This is a genomic window from Peptostreptococcus sp. (assembly GCF_977045075.1).
Genome location: NZ_CDRRTB010000007.1, coordinates 1 through 17,944 on the forward strand (window position 1 = coordinate 1; position 17,944 = coordinate 17,944).

The following is a 17,944-nucleotide window of genomic DNA, read 5'->3' on the forward strand; positions in this document are numbered from 1 at the left end:
ATGATGTGGCCTATGTTCTGGCCAAGCATTTTGGTGGTGGCAACCCACAGGACTTTATAAATTATATGAATGAAGAGGCCAAGAAGTATGGGGCTAACAATACCCACTTCAACAACCCTCATGGTCTGCCGGATACTGACCACTACACTACTGCCATGGATATGGCAATCTTGTCTAGGATAGCCTATGGTAACCCTACCATCAGTGAAATAGTAAAGATGAAGAGTGTATCCTTCAAGGCTAGTGATAGGATAAAGGTTGAAAGAAACCTAGTCAACAGCAACAAGTTCCTAACATCTAGTGATACTATCGACTACAAGGGCAAGACTATACCTATCAAGTATGATATTGTAGATGGAATCAAGACTGGCTTCACTGATGACGCTGGTAACTGCCTAGTATCAACAGCTAAGCAGGGTAATATCAGGCTGATGGCGAATGTCTTTTTTGCACCGGGTGGTAGTCTTTATCATGATTCTAGAACCCTAATCGATTACGGTCTAGAAAACTATAAAAGCATCACTATCTATAGGGCAGATGATATAAAGGGTGAAAAATCAGTCAAATTTGCTAAGCCAGGCAAAATAAAGTACAGGCTGGCAAATGACTATAGCATAACTGCTATGAAGACTGATGATGCTAATATAAAGGGATATTCCTACAAGTATAATTTTGATAAGCTTGAAATGCCAGTTAGGAAGGGAGATATAATCGGTACTATGAACATCTATAAGAATGGTGAAATGGTATCTAGTATAGGCCTAGTTGCGGAAAACAGCTCCCAGACCTACCTACAGTTAGTCCTATCTAAGCTCGGTTTAAATAGCGACAAGAAGGCAGATAAGAAGTCAACTAATGATACTAAAAAAGCAGACACTAAGAAGACTGAAGACAAGAAGGACCCTTCTTCAAATACATCAGAACCTAAAAAGGCAGACACTAAGAAGACTGAAGATAAAAAGAATGACTCCTCTAAGGGCTTAATAGGCACTATTAAGAAGGAAGGCTCTTCATCTCTACATGGTGTCCTAGGTATCTTTAGCAATCTCAGAGATTTTTTCTCTGATGCCAAGAGATCAATCTCTAACCTGACTCCAGCTAGCCTGACTCCAGGTAACATAATGAAGTCAGATTTCTACAAGTTCCTGAACAAGGAAATAGGCGACAAGACTGGTCCAGTACCTGCTCCACTTATTATATTTGGACTTCCTATCCTAATACTTCTTATAATCCTTTGGTTGATAATAAGCCTAATCAAGGATATCATAACTGGAAGAAGATATAAGGATGCTGGTGGCCAGCCTAAAAATAAGGGCAAGAAGAAGGCTAAGTCTGAGGTAAAAAAGGAAAAGAGACTAGAAGGTAAACCTGAGCCTAAAATTCAGTCTAAGCAGACTGACTTAGAAAATAAGAACCCAGCTCAGGCTGAACACAATTTAGGAGACCAGACGGATATCCAGTCAGAGGTAAGGCTATTTAGTGAGTCAGACCTAAAGGCTGAAGCTAATGAAGGTCCAAATTCTGGCAATAATGTAGAATAATATTTAAATTAATATCTATAAAAAGAATCCTCTTTTCGAGGGTTCTTCTTTTTTAAACATATAAAATAAAACAAGAGCCCAGTACAAAATACGAGACTCTTGCTTTTAAAAATCAATTATATATTGCACAAGTGATTAAATACGATTAAAACCTCCTGCAAATATATCTATATCAGTTACTATGCTCTAGCAACCCATAATCCGTGAAGATTACAGTATTCGTAAGCAGCTACTACCTTATCGTCATCAGCTATTACGAAGTCTGCAACTGGCTCACCAACATGGTCTAGGTCAACTCTCTGTACAGTCTTTTCAGTTAGAAGTACAACGAAAGCTATGTGGTGTTCTTCAGTCATTGGATGAGCAACGCTACCAACTTTAACACTTACCTTGTTACCAGCTACTTCGATTACTGGAACGTGCTTTTCATTAGCTCCATCTGTAGAATTAGCCTTTAATTCCTTCATGTCTTCTCCACAGCAAGCTAGTGTTCCGCCACCATTTACTACTACTTCTACGACATTCCCACATTTATTACTCTTATAGAATGTTAATTCTCTTGCCATTACATTTCCTCCTTTTTATTCTAACCCACCTTTTGATGGATCTTTTTATATAAATATAAATTGTTTACTTATTTGTGGCACTCGCTACAAGTACCAGTTAAAATAACGTAGCTTGACTTTATCTTTAGGCCCTGTTCATCAAGTAGCTTTTCTGAAAAGTCAACTACATTATTATCTATATCCTTAATCTTTTTACAGTCATCACAAACAAAGTGATTGTGGTCTGTCAAGTTGGCCTCGAAACGAACAGGATCCCCAGGTATATTTACCTTCTTTAGCATGCCGTTCTTTTCAAGCTGAGTCAAGTTCCTGTACACAGTACCAAGACTAAGACTTGGATTGGCCTTTTTTAAGTCATCATAAACATCATCGGCTGTTGGATGACCCTTGCTATCTATCACGTTATTTAGGATTAATTCTCTCTGTCTAGAATACTTCATCTATTACCTCACTACCATTCAAACAAGAAGCTAATCGACAGGTTGTCAATTATCTCCAACTCTCATCTCTTACCTTGAAGAAAGCCTGAGGATGCTTACATACTGGACATAGCTTAGGAGCCTTCTTAGCTATATGGATATGACCACAGTTAGCACATTCCCAAAGTACAACTTCTTCCTTTTCGAATACCTTACCATCCTTTAGGTTCTGAAGTAGAGTTCTATATCTTTCTTCATGTACCTTTTCTATAGCTCCAACACCTTCGAATAGTCTAGCTAAATCTTTGAAACCTTCTTCCTTAGCTTCTTCAGCAAATCTAACATACATATCAGTCCACTCAAAGTTTTCACCTTCAGCTGCATCTAGTAGGTTTTCTTCAGTTGTTGGAACTTCTCCACCATGAAGAGCCTTGAACCAAAGCTTAGCATGTTCCATTTCATTGTTAGCTGTTTCTAAGAATAGGTCAGCTATCTGGTTGTATCCTTCTTTTCTTGCCTGAGATGCATAGTAAGTATATTTATTTCTTGCCTGAGACTCTCCTGCAAAACCATCCTGTAAATTCTTTTCTGTCTTTGTTCCCTTTAATTCTAATGTCATTTTTCATTACCTCCCATAATAAATTTTAATTTTTTGAACGTTTATTTAACGTTGTTAATCTTTTTTAAAAATAAACATAATAGTTATTTCTCTTAATTATACTCTCAATTGAAATTATAGTCAATATTTTTATTAACTATTTTTCTTTTAATTTCAGAGTATTTGTTATTTGAAATAGGTTTTCAATTCTCAATTAAAACCCTAACTACAAAGTTTACCTATAAATTAGTTTACCCATGCTATATACTTTCAAACAAAAATCAACTAAAAAAATTATTCTTAATTTCACATATTCTACTCCAAGAAAAGAAAATGGAGACCCCTACTGGAATCTCCCTTATAATAGTCACTTTTATTTTTTAGTTTGTATACTTATCTTAGTATATAATACTGAAATATAATTACTCGTCTATTACTTCTATAGGCCTCTTAGTCTCAGCTAGCCTATTTAGACTTGTGCATGGCCCTTGATACACCAGCATATATTACTAGTGAAGTAATTATACCAAATAGGGCCTGCATAGAGTTTGCTGGCACGGCTGCTGCAGAAGTCTTTAGACCATACATAAAGATTTCCCCTATAAAGTAGCCAGTAACCATAATTGTACCACCAACAAGTGTACCTATGATTCTTCCTGCCCTATCAGATACCTTCTCTGCTATCAAACCACATACAAATCCTTCTAGACCCTTAGCAATAAGTGTCACAGGTGCATATACTCCATAACCGGATATAAGGTCGGCAAGGGCCGATCCAAGTCCACCAACTAGGGCCCCATGCTTCTTGCCCAGATAAAGGGCTGTAAATAATACCACTGTATCTCCCATATTCACATAGCCATGGGCACCTATTACAGGTATCTGCACTATCATTGTCATTACAGTTGTCAAGGCCATCAATATACCACATAAGACTATATCCTTTGTTTGAAGACCCTTCCTACTTCCTAACTGTTCGCTCATAATAACCTCCATATATAATTACATTTTTGAGACATATCCTGTCTACACTAAATAATATAATACACTTTTAAGAAATATTCAATTATACTGGTAATTTTATTATGTTTGTATGGGTACAATTTATCGATTATACAAGACTAAAATTATACGCATAAAAAGGGGATTGGCCTGGCCAATCCCCTTTAATAATCTTAAATTATAGAGTATTATTTTCTGCTGCTGCAGCCTTTACGCTTGCATAGTCAACCTTTTCGCCCTTTTTCTTTCTTTCCATTAATTCAGCTGTAGCTGTGAAAAGAACGTCAGTTGATGAGTTAAGACCAGTTTCACAAGAGTCCTGAATAACACCTATGATGAAACCAACACCAACAACCTGCATTGATATGTCTGCTGGTATACCAAATAGTGAACAAGCTAGAGGTATCAATAGTAATGATCCACCAGCAACACCTGATGCTCCACAAGCTGATACAGCTGATAGAACACTTAGTATAATAGCAGTTGGCATATCAACCTTAATACCTAGTGTATTAGCTGCTGCCAATGATAGTACAGCTATTGTTACAGCTGCACCGGCCATGTTTATTGTAGCTCCTAAAGGTATAGAAACTGAATAAGTATCCTTGTCTAGACCAAGGCTCTTACATAAGTTCATATTGACTGGTATATTTGCTGCTGAACTTCTTGTGAAGAAGGCATACATACCACTATCCTTTAATGTCCTCATTACCAATGGGTATGGGTTAGTTCTTGTGCAAACCCATACGATGAATGGATTTACAACTAGGGCTATAAAGAACATTGTTCCAACCAATACTAGTAATAGCTTACCGTAAGTTGTGAATATTCCTAGACCGTTTGTAGATACTGTGTTAAATACTAGACCCATGATACCGAATGGTGCACAGTTGATTACCCACTTAACTGCCTGAGATACTGCATCTGAAATGTCTACGAATATCTTCTTAGTACCTTCAGCTGCCTTTCTCAAAGCGAAACCAAATATAAGTGCCCATGTTAGTATACCTATGTAGTTACCATTAACAATTGCATTTAGTGGATTGTCTACTATATTCATTAATAATGCCTTTAAAACTTCTGCAATTCCACCTGGTGCTGTTACATCTGTTGCTCCCTCAGCCAATATAAGCTTAACTGGGAACATAAAGCTTGCAACTACTGCAATTAATGCTGCTGAGAATGTACCAATTAGATATAGAACAATAATGCTCTTCATATTAGTCTTCTGCCCTGCCTGATGCTGACATATAGCCGCAATAACCAAAACGAAAACCAATACTGGTGCAACTGCCTTCAGTCCACCAACGAATAATGTACCTAGCATTCCTATTGCTACTGCCTTTGGTGCTGCCACACCTAAGATAGCACCTAGAACCATACCAATGATGATACGCTTAACTAGACTTACGCTATTCCATTTTCTGAGTAAATCTCTCATAAACTCAAACCTCCTACTAATTTAGATAAAGCTATTATATAACAAAATATAGGAATAATCAAATATAAAAAAAGCGTTTTTCCTATATTTACAAGGAATTTATCCTTATTATTGAATGTAAATTAAGGAAAATAAGTTTATAATTTAAATTTAATCAGAAAATAGACCTTTTAATTTTATATCAATTATCCCTTTATACCTTATTAGATATATTGTCTATGTTTTTTTCAATAAAATAATCTAGCTAGGTGATAGACCTAACTAGATTATTTTTATTTGCTTTATTGCTTAGTTATTCCTTTGTTTATAACTTAATAGGCTACTTAGTATATTACTCGCTTTCTTTCGTTTGATTTCTTGCTTCATTTCTTACCTTATTCCTATATCATCTTCTTTAGGTACTGGCCTGTATAGCTCTCTTCTACCTGGCATATTTCTCTTGGGCTTCCACTTGCTATTATAGTACCTCCCCTATTACCACCCTCTGGTCCCAGGTCGATAATATGGTCTGAAGTCTTGATTACATCTAGGTTGTGTTCTATTACCACAATACTATTTCCAGTATCGGTTAGCCTCTGTAGGACCTCTATCAGCTTCCTTACATCCTCTGAATGCAGGCCTGTTGTAGGCTCATCTAGGATATAAAGGGTCTTGCCTGTAGGTCTCTTACTCAGCTCGGTAGCCAGCTTTATTCTCTGGGCCTCTCCGCCGGATAGCTGAGTAGATGGCTGCCCTAGCTTTATATAAGATAGACCAACGTCCATCAAGGTTTCAAGCTTTCTCTTTATACTAGGTATATTCTCAAAAAATTCCAGGGCCTCTTCAACATTCATTTCCAGTACATCTGCTATGGACTTGTCCTTGTATTTAACCTGTAGGGTCTCCCTGTTGTATCTTTCACCCTTACATACCTCGCAAGGAACATAAACATCTGGCAGGAAGAACATCTCTATCTTTAGGATACCATCACCCTTGCAGGCCTCACACCTACCACCCTTGACATTGAAGCTAAATCTTCCCTTCTTATAGCCCCTAGCCTTGGCTTCATTGGTCGATGCAAAAAGGTCCCTAATCATATCAAATACACCTGTATAGGTAGCTGGGTTGGACCTAGGAGTCCTGCCTATTGGGCTTTGATCTATATTTATAACCTTGTCTACATTTTCTATGCCTAGGATTTCCTTGTGCTTACCTGGTCTAACCCTAGACTTGTTAAGCTTCTTAGTCGTAGCCTTGTAGAGAATTTCATTTACCAGGGTTGACTTGCCTGATCCTGATACACCTGTTACGCATATAAACTTTCCCAGTGGGAACTTTACATTTATATTTTTTAGGTTATTTTCACTAGCCCCTCTTACCTCCAGGAAGAGACCATTACCCTTTCTTGTCTTTTCAGGAATAGGTATCTTAATCTCACCACTCAGGTACTTGCCAGTAATCGAATCCTTATTTTTTATAATCTGGTCTAGATTTCCCTCAGCAACTATCTCACCACCATGTATACCTGCACCAGGTCCTATGTCTACTATATAGTCTGCAGCCCTCATCGTGTCTTCATCATGTTCTACAACTATAAGGGTATTACCTAGGTCAGTTAGGTTCCTAAGCGTGGCAATCAATTTGTCATTGTCCCTCTGGTGAAGACCTATACTAGGCTCATCTAGAACATATAGGACACCCATCAAGGCCGAGCCTATCTGGGTAGCCAGTCTAATTCTCTGGGCCTCGCCACCTGAAAGAGTTCCTGCCTTTCTTGATAGGGTAAGGTAGCCTAGGCCTACATTGTATAGGAAGGATGCCCTTTCCTTTATTTCCTTGACTATATCCTTAGCTATAACCTGGTCCTTCTGGCTCAATTCTAGGTTAGAAACATAGTCAATTAGGCCTTCAACAGATAGGTCAGTGACCTCCATTATATTCTTACCATTAACCCTTACTGCAAGTACCTCTGGCTTTAACCTTTGGCCATTACACTTAGGGCATGGATTTTCTGCAAAGAAGTCCTCTAACTTGTCCCTCATAAAGTCTGAGTTAGTTTCCCTGTACCTCCTATCTATGTTGACAACTACACCCTCATAGTAGTTTTGGTAGGTCTTCATACCACTAAACTTTGAGTCGAACTCAAAGGTTAATAGGGTATTGCCCTTGCCATAAAGTAGCTCTTCAACAAAGTCATCTGGAAGATCCTTAAATGGTGTATCTAGGGATACCCCATAGACCTTACATAGGGACTGGATCATCATAGAGTAGTAGGTATTGTCATTAAGTCCATTGCTCGACCAGGCTGCAATAGCCCCCTGCTTAAGACTTAGGTCCCTATTGGGCACTATTAGGTCTACATCTACTTCCTTACTCTCACCCAGTCCATTACACATATCACAGGCACCAAAGGGAGCATTGAAGGAGAACATCCTAGGAGATAGCTCCTCGATACCTATACCATGGTCAGGGCAGGCAAACTTTGTAGAAAACATAGTTTCCTCTTCCTGCCTAATATCCTGTACTATTACCAGGCCATCAGACAATTTTACGGCTGCCTCGATTGAATCAGCCAACCTGGCCTCAATACCAGACTTTACTATTATCCTATCTACAACTATTTCTATGCTGTGTTTCTTATTCTTTTCCAGGTCTATATCATCGTTTATATCATAGTTTTCACCATCTATCCTTACTCTGACATAGCCCTCTTTCCTAATGTAGTCTAGGGTCTTCTTATGGCTACCCTTCTGGCCCCTAATTATCGGAGACAGAATTTGAAGCCTACTAGACTCCTCATATTCCATAACCCTATCAACTATTTCCTGTATGGTCATCTGGCTGATCAGCTTGCCACACTGGGGGCAGTGCACCTTGCCCACCCTGGCGAATAGGAGTCTTAGGTAGTCATATATTTCTGTGACTGTACCCACAGTTGACCTAGGATTCTTGGATGTAGTCTTCTGGTCTATGGAAATAGCCGGAGAGAGACCATCAATGTAGTCTACGCTAGGCTTGTCCATCTGGCCCAAGAACTGTCTTGCATATGAAGATAAACTCTCTACATACCTTCTCTGGCCCTCAGCATATATGGTATCAAAGGCCAAAGAAGACTTACCCGATCCAGATAAACCTGTAAAAACTATAAATTTATTTCTGGGTAGGTCAAGGTCAACAGCCTTTAGGTTGTTTTCCCTGGCCCCCTTTATTCTTATGTATTCGTTCAAAATCTTCCCTTTCTATTACTTTTTCACCAACAAGTCTTCAGTGACAATCTTTGGTACATGGTGGACCTGGTCCTGGTCCCTATAGTACTTAATGTCGTCACCTTCGTGTACATCATCTATTACAACCTCTTCTAGTGGATAGCCTACAGCAATAAGTAAAACTAGCTTAAGATTATCTCCTAGGCCTAGGGCTTCCTTTATTTCCTTTTCCTTATAGGCTCCAAATATACATACTGCCTTGCCCTCTGCCCTTGCACCTAAAGCAATGGTCTGTGCAGCTATACCAACATCCTCAGTCATACACCTTCCATAGTTACTATCTTCGAATAAAAGTATATAACCACCCGGTCTCTCACCCTCGACTGGACCTGGCCAATCCTTTAGGTAGCCTGCCCAGAATATATTCTCAAATATCTTGGCCTTGGATTCTTCATCAGCCACTAGGTCAAACCTAAGCGCCTGCTTGTTCTTGCCACATGGGGCATACCTCACAAGGTCTACAAGGTCTAGTAATTCTTGTCTTGATACAGGTCTTCCATCATACCTTCTGCAAGTCCTGTTTGATTTTACTAATTCTTTGAAATTCATAGTATTACCACCTTTCAATTTTATATATTTGTCTTTATAATTTTACTACTTTTTATTACTAGTTATTTATAGCCTATCTGGAATTTGTAATTTTAAGTCTTTTGTATGGTATCCTGATATAGGTAATGGTTAGAGCTTTTTCTCCAAAATCATAATCTTGTCTCTAAGTTCAGCAGCCTTTTCAAACTCTAGATTTTCAGCAGCAGCCATCATTTCTGATTTTAGAACTATTATAGCCTGACTAATTTCAGCCTCATCCTTTAGGTTCCTTACATCATTTACATCGTAGGATTCAACTTCCTCTGCTATTTTTGTTGCCTCTATACTATCCCTTACGCCCTTTTGTATGGTCTTAGGTACTATGCCATGCTTTTCATTATAGGCTATCTGGATAGACCTTCTTCTTTCAGTCTCAGATATTGCCCTCTGCATAGAGTCGGTTACCCTATCAGCATACATGATGACCCTTCCGTTTGCATTTCTGGCAGCACGACCAATGGTCTGTATCATAGATGTTTCTGACCTTAGGAAGCCCTCCTTGTCAGCATCTAATATGGCTACAAGTGACACCTCAGGTATATCTAGTCCCTCTCTCAATAGGTTGATACCGACCAAGACATCAAACTTGCCTAGCCTTAGGTCCCTGATTATTTCAGTCCTCTCAAGGGTTACTATATCTGAGTGCATATACTTTACCTTGATACCAGCCTCTAGTAGGTACTTTGTTAGGTCTTCACTCATCTTCTTGGTAAGGGTAGTTATTAAGACTCTTTCGCCCTTTTCAACATTTTTATTTATTTCTACTATAAGGTCATCTATTTGGTTTTCAACCGGTCTTACGCTTATAGTTGGGTCCAAGAGACCTGTAGGCCTGATTATTTGCTCTGCAAAGACCTCTGTATGCTCCATTTCATATGGGCCGGGCGTAGCAGTCGTAAATAGGACCTGGTGTATGTTAGATTCAAACTCCTCAAAGTTGAGCGGCCTATTATCGTAGGCTGACTCTAACCTAAAACCATTTTCTATTAGGGACTTCTTTCTAGACCTATCTCCTGCATACATACCCCTGACCTGGGGAATGGTTACATGGGATTCGTCTACTATTATAAGGTAGTCCTCTGGGAAGAAGTCCATTAGTGTATAGGGCTTTTCTCCCTTGGCCCTGCCTGTTATATGCCTAGAATAATTCTCTATCCCCTGACAAAAGCCAATTTCCCTAAGCATCTCTATATCGTACTTGGTTCTCTGCTCTATCCTCTGGGCTTCAAGTAGCTTGTCCTGGGCCTTAAAGTCCTTTATAGCCTGGTCTAACTCCTCTTCTATAGTCCCAATTGCTCTTTCTATTCTTTCAGGCGTAGTTACATAGTGGGATGCTGGGAATATTACCACATGGTTTCTCTGCCCAGCCACCTTACCTGTGAGATAGTCTATTTCTGTGATCCTATCTATTTCATCACCAAAAAACTCTATCCTTATGGCCTTTTCATCATTGCTTGCTGGGAATATTTCTAAAATATCTCCCCTAACCCTAAAGGTACCCCTGATGAAGTTTACATCATTTCTTTCATACTGGATTTCCACCAACCTCTTGATTATGTCATCCCTGTCCCTAACCATGCCAGGTCTTAGTGACAGCATCAGCTCCTTGTAGTCTTTGGGATCACCCAAGCCATAAATACAAGAAACGGATGATATTATAATTGTATCATCCCTTTCTAAGATAGCGGCTGTGGCCGAATGCCTTAGCTTGTCTATTTCATCATTTATGCTGGCATCTTTTTCTATATAGGTATCACTGTGGGCAACATAGGCCTCTGGTTGATAGTAGTCATAGTATGAAACAAAGTATTCAACAGCATTTTCAGGGAAAAACTCTTTGAACTCACTATAGAGCTGGGCAGCCAGGGTCTTGTTGTGGGCAAGAACAAGGGTCGGTTTTTTCACTCGCTGTATTATATTTGCCATAGCAAAGGTCTTACCAGACCCTGTTACACCTACTAGGGTCTGGTATTTATTGCCTTCTTCTATGGATTGAGCTATCCTATCTATGGCTTCAGGTTGGTCTCCTGTCGGCACATAGTCAGATACTAACTTAAAATCCATACTGTGCATCTCCTGTCTATCTACTTATTTATATAAGCTATTATTTCCTCTGCAGCCGCCTTTGCCGCTGCATCTCCAATTTCAAAATCATATTCCTTGGACCAGTCAGTGAATACATATAGACACTCCTGGCCATCCTTAATTCTGAATTCAATCTTTTTGATATCCGCCAAAGGTATATCTAGCTTTGTAACCTTTTTAGGTAGGCCTCCATGTAGGCTCTTCCTGCTATATTCAGCAAAAAAGGTTTTGTCTGTAAGGTAAATAGTGTATACATCTGGCTCGAGTCCAGAAGTCTTGTTATGTCCTAGTAGACAATTGGCTACCATATTTGTACCCTGCTTTTCTAGGCTCAATCTCCTCTTAGTTTTAAAGGATACCAAAACCCTTTCATTGTTAAATACGTCTGTCATGATAATACCTCCTTTAAAGTTACCCGCTATAGCTAGTCCAAATGTTTAATCTAAATAAGTCCATAGAAATATATAATTCCAGAGGCTAGCTATGAGGCAAGGTAAGAATATTAAATAAAAATCATAGCAATACAAAGCAAAGTAGGTTTACTTTGTACTACTATTATACCACTTTAATAGATATTAAGATATAACTATATACGGTGGTAATTTATAAATTTTCCTACTTGTATTATATTTTTTTATAATGTAAAATCGTATTAAGATTGTGTTTAAATTGTATAATTTAAATAGAGATTTGCCTATGTGACCTTTCACATATGATATAGAAGCTAAAGGAGGACATATGAATAGCATAAATTTTAAGAGAAGAATCGTATTTATCAGTCTGGTCTTTGGCCTAACTGCCCTGGTAGTATTAAATATTAAGGATATATATTCTATATTGGACAAGATACTTACAGTGCTTAGCCCAATACTACTAGGCTGTTTTATAGCCTTTATACTAAATATAATAGTTGAAAACGTGGAGAAGAGACTACTGGATAGGTTAAACTCCAAACCTTTAAAAAAATTGAAGAGGCCTATATCTATACTTTTGGCCCTAGCCTTCTTTGTACTTATTATCTTGCTGGTATCTAGGATTATCATTCCTCAGATATCTAAATTTATTGTGATTTTTACAAATAATTTCCCGGATATATACAAGGAGATAATAAACTTTTTAGCTGGTCTATCAAAGGAATTCCCTTCGATCCATTCAAAGCTTCTGGCTAGCAACCTAGATGCCCAGGAAATTTTAAAGAAGCTAGTAAGCCTATCAACTACTTGGGCTGGTGGCATACTTAATATTATCAATTCAGTCTTTAGTGCAATCGCTAATATTGTAATTGCCTTGATCATAGCCATCTATATACTTGCTAGCAAGGAGGTACTAAAGAGTCAATTTACTAGACTATTTGCTACCTTTGTACCCCAGCATATTTTAGACAGACTTTACTACCTGCTTAAGGTTACAGATCAAACCTTCAAGGCATTTTTTGTAGGCCAGTTTTTAGAGGCAATAATACTTGGAGTCCTATGCTCTGTGGGTCTTCTAATCTTTGGCTTCCCTTATGCCTTCATGATAGGTTCAGTTGTCGGTGTAACAGCCTTAATACCAATGGTAGGTGCCTACTTAGGCGGACTTTTTGGCTTCCTGATGATCTTATCTGTGAACCCTGTCAGGGCCATCGCCTTTATAGTATTCCTAATAGTCCTACAGCAGCTAGAGGGCAACCTAATATACCCTAGGGTTGTGGGCTCTTCTATAGGCCTACCTGGAATCTGGGTATTTGTAGCAATCATAATCAGTGGTGGTTTGTTTGGAATTACTGGAATTGTGCTTGGTGTCCCAATAATAGCCAGCTTATATAAGATTCTTAAAGACTATGTAAACAAACACCAGAAGGCACTTGACTAGAAGCACCTTTTGGCAACTTAAGAAATAACTTTTAAGAATCATCTGATTTAAAGTAGACCTTCTTGAATTTAAGTCCTATACTTAACTTGTATATACTTAGTATTCTTAAAGCAAAATTTAAAGGTGCAGACCTGGTCTGCACCTTTAAATATATAATTTATCTTCAGTTTATTTTTAAAATTATCTAGGAACTTGGTATTAGCTATTTACTCTTCATTATAGATTAAGTCCTCAATTCTACCATGCTTTTCATAGCGTGTCAACCTGTGAACCTTGTTGTCTTCATCAACGAAAACTACCCTAGGCTTGTGGTCCTTGGCCTCCTCGTAGTCGCATGTACAGTAGGCCATTATAATCACCTTGTCACCCACACTTACACACCTAGCTGCAGCACCATTTAGGCAAATTATACCACTGCCTCTTTCTCCACTTATTGTATAGGTTTCAAACCTACTTCCGTTGTCTATATCGACGATTTGAACCTTCTGGTACTCTCTTATACCTGCCGCATCTAGCAGGTCTTCATCTACAGTTATACTCCCTACATAATTTAACTCTGCCTGGGTAACTGTAGCCCTGTGGATTTTACCACATAACATATCTACCTTCATTGATATTTCCCCCTTAATTTTACTGAGATCCTGAGTCTCATTTTTTAAATATAAGCTCTCCAATAAAATCACAAATAAACCGGCTTATGAGTATAGATTCACTTGAATTCTATCTACCAGTACATCTTATCACAAATGTAGTATCAATACAAGCTACATAAAAACCATTCCTACTTTATAAATTACACCAATAGGGCTACACCAACTACTGACATAACTGCACCTAAGACCTCATACTTGCTTACCTTCTGCTTATAGCAAAAGAACATTATAGGTATTATCATGACAGGAGACATGGTCATAAGAGTTGATGCTACGGCAGCCTTTGTATACTTAATAGCAAACATTGATAGAACAACTCCTATAGTAGTACCTATTAAAGCATTACCAAGCGTTACCTCTATACCCTGCCTTGATGTAAATAGCCTCTTAACATCTGGCCACCCCTTAGTTAGGCTACACATTACCAAAATACCTACTAGGCCTCCCAAGAGTCTAATTTCTGTAGCTGGTAGGGCTGGTATATTTTCTAGACCTGCCTTGCTAAATAAAACACCCAGGGCCTGTCCAATTGATGCCAAGAAGGCGAAAATAAGCCCCTTTGGATCTCCCTTTACCTTTAGGTTAGATGATCCTCCCTTGGCTATAACTAGCATTATTGCCCCAATTACAATCAGCATACCTACTATATTTCTAGGACTTAGCCTTTCTCCAAAGAATATCCTACCCAGTATAGCTGTTAAAACTGGTGATATAGTATATATAAGTAGGGTAATCTGAGCCCCTATCCTGGTAAAGGCGCTCATCAAGAAGGAATCACCCAGAGAAAATCCAATCAAACCAGACATGGCAAGGAAAAAGGCCCCCCTAAAACTAAGGTCGGTTGATAAGCTTGACCTATTAAATAATACTATTATAAGGCCTATTGCCAGGAAAGCAACTATCTGCCTTGCAACATTCATAGCTACTGCAGAAAAGCCTACCCCCTTTTTTTCTACTATTGTACTACTGACAGTCCAACAAAAAGATGCCATCAGGGCTGTTATTTCACCAATAAACATATATCTCTCCTTTAATCTAAAATACTTATTTACAGACTTAATATTTCTATTATTGAATTCCACTTTATTCTTTAATAAATTAATCCATATTTATTATATCTTTTTTGGACCACTTAGGCAATAAGCTTTCTTGTACTAGAGAATAAAAAAAGTGTCCGCATAAAATGCCGACACTTTTTTATATAAGTATTAATTTTCTAACTTAAATCTCTTGGTTAATACAAGGATTACTTGTATTCAGCCATCAACTTTTCAAATACTGCTAGTGACTTCTCACACTTTTCAGTTTCAACACAGTAAGATAATCTCATGTGTGCCTTTGAGCCGAATCCTGTTCCAGGAACTACTAGCATGTCATGAGCCTTAGCCTTTTCAGAGAATGTTTCAGAATCTCCATCTGGAGCTTCAATGAATAGGTAGAATGCACCAGCTGGTTTAGCTACCTTGTAGCCTAGCTTAGTTAAACCATCATATAGAATGTCTCTGTTCTTCTTGTATACTTCTACGTTTGGTGGTACGCTTACACATCTTTCAACTACAAGCTGGAATAGTGTTGGTGCACAAACATAACCAAGTACTCTTGCTGCTCCACCTACTGCTGCCATAAGTAATTCATCATCTACTTCGCTTGGAACTAGGATATAACCAATTCTTTCACCTGGTAGAGATAGAGACTTAGACCAAGAATAGCAGATTACTGTGTTCTTGTATAGGTTTGGTATAAAAGGTACTTCAAGACCATCTATTAGAACTAATTCTCTGTATGGTTCGTCAGCTATGATGTATATAGGATGACCATATTCTTTTTCCTTAGCTTCTAGTAATTCAACTAAAGCCTTTATTTCATCTAGTGTATAGATAACACCTGATGGGTTGTTAGGAGAGTTAACTATTATAGCCTTAGTGTTAGGAGTTATAGCTGCCTTAACACCTTCTATATTTAACTGCATGTCGTCCTTGCAAGGTACAAGAACCTGCTTACCACCCTGACCATTGATGAATACTGTGTATTCTGGGAAGAATGGAGCTAGAACTATTATTTCATCATCAGCAGATGAGATTAAAGCCTTAAGAGTAATGTTTAGAGATGCTGCAGCACCACAAGTCATCAATAGGTTGTCCTTAGTATACTTAGTTCCAAATCTCTTGTTTAGGTCATCAGCTATAGCTGTTCTACAACCGTCATGACCAGCACCTGAAGAATAAGAATGGTATACCTTTGGTTCATAAGTCTTTATTATATCTATAATTGCATCCTGTACTTCCTTTGGAGCTGGAACTGAAGGGTTACCTAGTGAAAAGTCTAATACGTTTTCAGCACCTATTTCAGCTGCTCTCATAGCACCGAATCCTGCTAATTCTCTGATTATTGATTTTGCTGTACCTAATTTTACCATTTCCTGAGAAATCATAATAATTACCTCCTAATTAATGTTAGAAATCTTTTTTGAAAATTACTATATTTAATACTTGATTCCTCTAGAACCTAGCCCAGAGGAATCAAGCTTAAAGTCATATGCATTTTTTATAATTGCTTAATTCGCTCGATGAATCTCAATACAAATTAATCTAGTGGATCATTTATTGTCTTACCAACCTTTGCTACAGCACTTATTAGTGTAAGTACTATTGAGCAAACAAGAGCTGGAACAACCCATTCGAATCCGTATGTACCTAGTGGTAATGAAGCACAAGCCTTAGCAGCACCTGCAAGAAGGTTTCCACCTCTCATGACTGAAGCAAGGTTTATACTTTCGATTAAAGCTACTGCGAATGCACCTATAACAGCACCTGTATAAGTCCAGTTGTACTTGATCTGCTTGTCAAATATAGACATGAATATAAGTACTATGATAACTGGGTATATAGCTGATAGGATTGGAACTGCTATTGCTATAAGACCGTCAACACCGATTAGTGAAAGAACGAAAGCTATAGCAATACATACGCAAACTATCTGCTTATACTTTAACTTACCACCTGAAATAGTTTCAAAGTAGTTACCACAAGTTGAGCTTAGTCCTGTTGAAGTTGTTAAACAAGCAAGAGCAACAGCTATACCCATGAATACCTTACCAACGTTTCCTAGCATTAATTGAACCATACCTATAAGTAATACAGTTCTTTCAGTTTCACCATTGAAGTGGCCACCAACTGTAGCACCTGCATAAGTTAAACCACCGTAAACTAGAGCTAGTAGTATGAATGCAACGATACCAACCTGAACACTTACCTTGAACTGAACTTCCTTGTCGTGGTATCCACGTCTTATAAGGTCACTTATAACTATACCAGCCATTAGAGGAGAACCAAGAGCATCCATTGTCTGGTAACCTTCCTTAAATGACATTGTAAATAGTCCTTGCACATCTGTTGTAACCTTAGGATCTGGTGGGTTAACTATAGCTATAACCACAATAATCGCCAAGATTATCAAAAGAGCTGGTGTAAGATACTGACCTATGAAGTCGATAACCTTACCAGGATTTAATGTGATGTAAAGTGTTAAACCGAAGAATACTATTGAAGTAGCCCAAATTGGAACTGATGGGAACAATGATCTAATAAATACTTCATGTGTTGTAGCACCTGTTCTTGGAATTGCGAAGAAAGGTCCAATTGTCAATATAGCGATTGTACCTATCAACTTAGCAAATTTAGGACTAACTCTCTTACCTAGGTCGTCTGCTCTACCACCTAATCTAGCTGTAACGATAACACCTAGTATAGGTAAAACTGGGTCTGAAATCAAGAATCCAATCATAGCTGTGAACCATCTATCACCAGCTAGAACACCAAGGTGTGGTGGGAATATCAAGTTACCAGCACCAAAGAAAATTGCAAATAATGCAAAACCACAAACGATAACGTCTTTTCTTTTAATTTCCATACTCATTCACCTTCTAAAATAGATTTGCCATATAGGCTTAGTC

At 38.2% G+C, this 17,944-nt stretch carries 15 protein-coding genes; 2 read left to right on the forward strand and 13 right to left on the reverse strand.

All coding sequences use genetic code 11. From position 1 onward, the window contains the following. The coding region (locus tag ACW6OJ_RS01455) for a D-alanyl-D-alanine carboxypeptidase family protein (protein ID WP_456095584.1) at nt 1-1,541 on the forward strand (1,541 nt) is incomplete at its 5' end. 179 nt (nt 1,542-1,720) lie between these two features. On the opposite strand, the gene ACW6OJ_RS01460 is transcribed toward ACW6OJ_RS01455, so the two are convergent. From ACW6OJ_RS01460 to ACW6OJ_RS01500, 9 genes are all read right to left on the reverse strand, one after another. After that, nucleotides 1,721-2,107 carry a desulfoferrodoxin family protein gene (locus ACW6OJ_RS01460; RefSeq protein WP_293430110.1) on the reverse strand — a complete coding sequence of 129 codons (387 nt, stop codon included), beginning with the start codon at nt 2,105-2,107 and terminating at the stop codon, nt 1,721-1,723. A gap of 68 nt (nt 2,108-2,175) precedes the next feature. Further along, a complete protein-coding gene (locus ACW6OJ_RS01465) occupies nt 2,176-2,547 on the reverse strand; it encodes a Fur family transcriptional regulator (protein WP_293430107.1) in 372 nt (123 codons plus the stop codon). A gap of 49 nt (nt 2,548-2,596) precedes the next feature. After that, entirely contained in the window at nt 2,597-3,145 is a 549-nt protein-coding gene (gene rbr, locus ACW6OJ_RS01470) for a rubrerythrin (RefSeq protein ID WP_456095585.1), read from the reverse strand. A gap of 444 nt (nt 3,146-3,589) precedes the next feature. After that, nucleotides 3,590-4,108 carry an ECF transporter S component gene (locus tag ACW6OJ_RS01475; RefSeq protein WP_412426934.1) on the reverse strand — a complete coding sequence of 173 codons (519 nt, stop codon included), beginning with the start codon at nt 4,106-4,108 and terminating at the stop codon, nt 3,590-3,592. Between the two features lie 196 nt (nt 4,109-4,304). After that, complete coding sequence (gene sstT, locus ACW6OJ_RS01480) at nt 4,305-5,567, reverse strand: serine/threonine transporter SstT (RefSeq protein ID WP_314494979.1); 1,263 nt, start codon at nt 5,565-5,567, stop codon at nt 4,305-4,307. Nucleotides 5,568-5,947: 380 nt separating this feature from the next. Continuing rightward, the gene (gene uvrA, locus ACW6OJ_RS01485) at nt 5,948-8,773 is read right to left on the reverse strand and encodes an excinuclease ABC subunit UvrA (RefSeq protein WP_456095586.1); all 2,826 of its coding nucleotides are present in this window, start codon (nt 8,771-8,773) and stop codon (nt 5,948-5,950) included. 15 nt (nt 8,774-8,788) lie between these two features. Further along, nucleotides 8,789-9,361, reverse strand: a complete 573-nt coding sequence (locus ACW6OJ_RS01490) for a nitroreductase family protein (RefSeq protein WP_456095587.1) — start codon at nt 9,359-9,361, stop codon at nt 8,789-8,791. A gap of 129 nt (nt 9,362-9,490) precedes the next feature. Beyond that, nucleotides 9,491-11,464, reverse strand: a complete 1,974-nt coding sequence (gene uvrB / locus ACW6OJ_RS01495) for an excinuclease ABC subunit UvrB (RefSeq protein ID WP_455104156.1) — start codon at nt 11,462-11,464, stop codon at nt 9,491-9,493. 20 nt (nt 11,465-11,484) lie between these two features. After that, nucleotides 11,485-11,877 carry a hypothetical protein gene (locus ACW6OJ_RS01500; RefSeq protein WP_314494975.1) on the reverse strand — a complete coding sequence of 131 codons (393 nt, stop codon included), beginning with the start codon at nt 11,875-11,877 and terminating at the stop codon, nt 11,485-11,487. 346 nt (nt 11,878-12,223) lie between these two features. Here ACW6OJ_RS01500 and ACW6OJ_RS01505 point away from each other — a divergent pair, with 346 nt between their 5' ends. Next, on the forward strand, nt 12,224-13,339 hold the full coding sequence (locus ACW6OJ_RS01505) for an AI-2E family transporter (RefSeq protein ID WP_456095588.1): 1,116 nt from the start codon (nt 12,224-12,226) through the stop codon (nt 13,337-13,339). A gap of 206 nt (nt 13,340-13,545) precedes the next feature. Here the strand turns inward: ACW6OJ_RS01505 and panD are convergent, their stop codons facing one another. The 4 genes from panD to brnQ all read right to left on the reverse strand — a co-directional run bounded on the left by panD (nt 13,546) and on the right by brnQ (nt 17,901). Then, nucleotides 13,546-13,950 carry an aspartate 1-decarboxylase gene (gene panD, locus ACW6OJ_RS01510; RefSeq protein ID WP_456095589.1) on the reverse strand — a complete coding sequence of 135 codons (405 nt, stop codon included), beginning with the start codon at nt 13,948-13,950 and terminating at the stop codon, nt 13,546-13,548. Between the two features lie 182 nt (nt 13,951-14,132). Next, on the reverse strand, nt 14,133-15,011 hold the full coding sequence (locus tag ACW6OJ_RS01515; RefSeq protein WP_293432383.1) for a DMT family transporter: 879 nt from the start codon (nt 15,009-15,011) through the stop codon (nt 14,133-14,135). A 227-nt stretch (nt 15,012-15,238) separates the two neighbouring features. Further along, nucleotides 15,239-16,423, reverse strand: a complete 1,185-nt coding sequence (locus ACW6OJ_RS01520; RefSeq protein WP_314494972.1) for a pyridoxal phosphate-dependent aminotransferase — start codon at nt 16,421-16,423, stop codon at nt 15,239-15,241. A 152-nt stretch (nt 16,424-16,575) separates the two neighbouring features. After that, nucleotides 16,576-17,901 (reverse strand): branched-chain amino acid transport system II carrier protein, encoded by a 1,326-nt coding sequence (brnQ, locus tag ACW6OJ_RS01525; RefSeq protein WP_314494971.1) that lies wholly within the window; start codon nt 17,899-17,901, stop codon nt 16,576-16,578. Nucleotides 17,902-17,944: the final 43 nt, after the last annotated feature.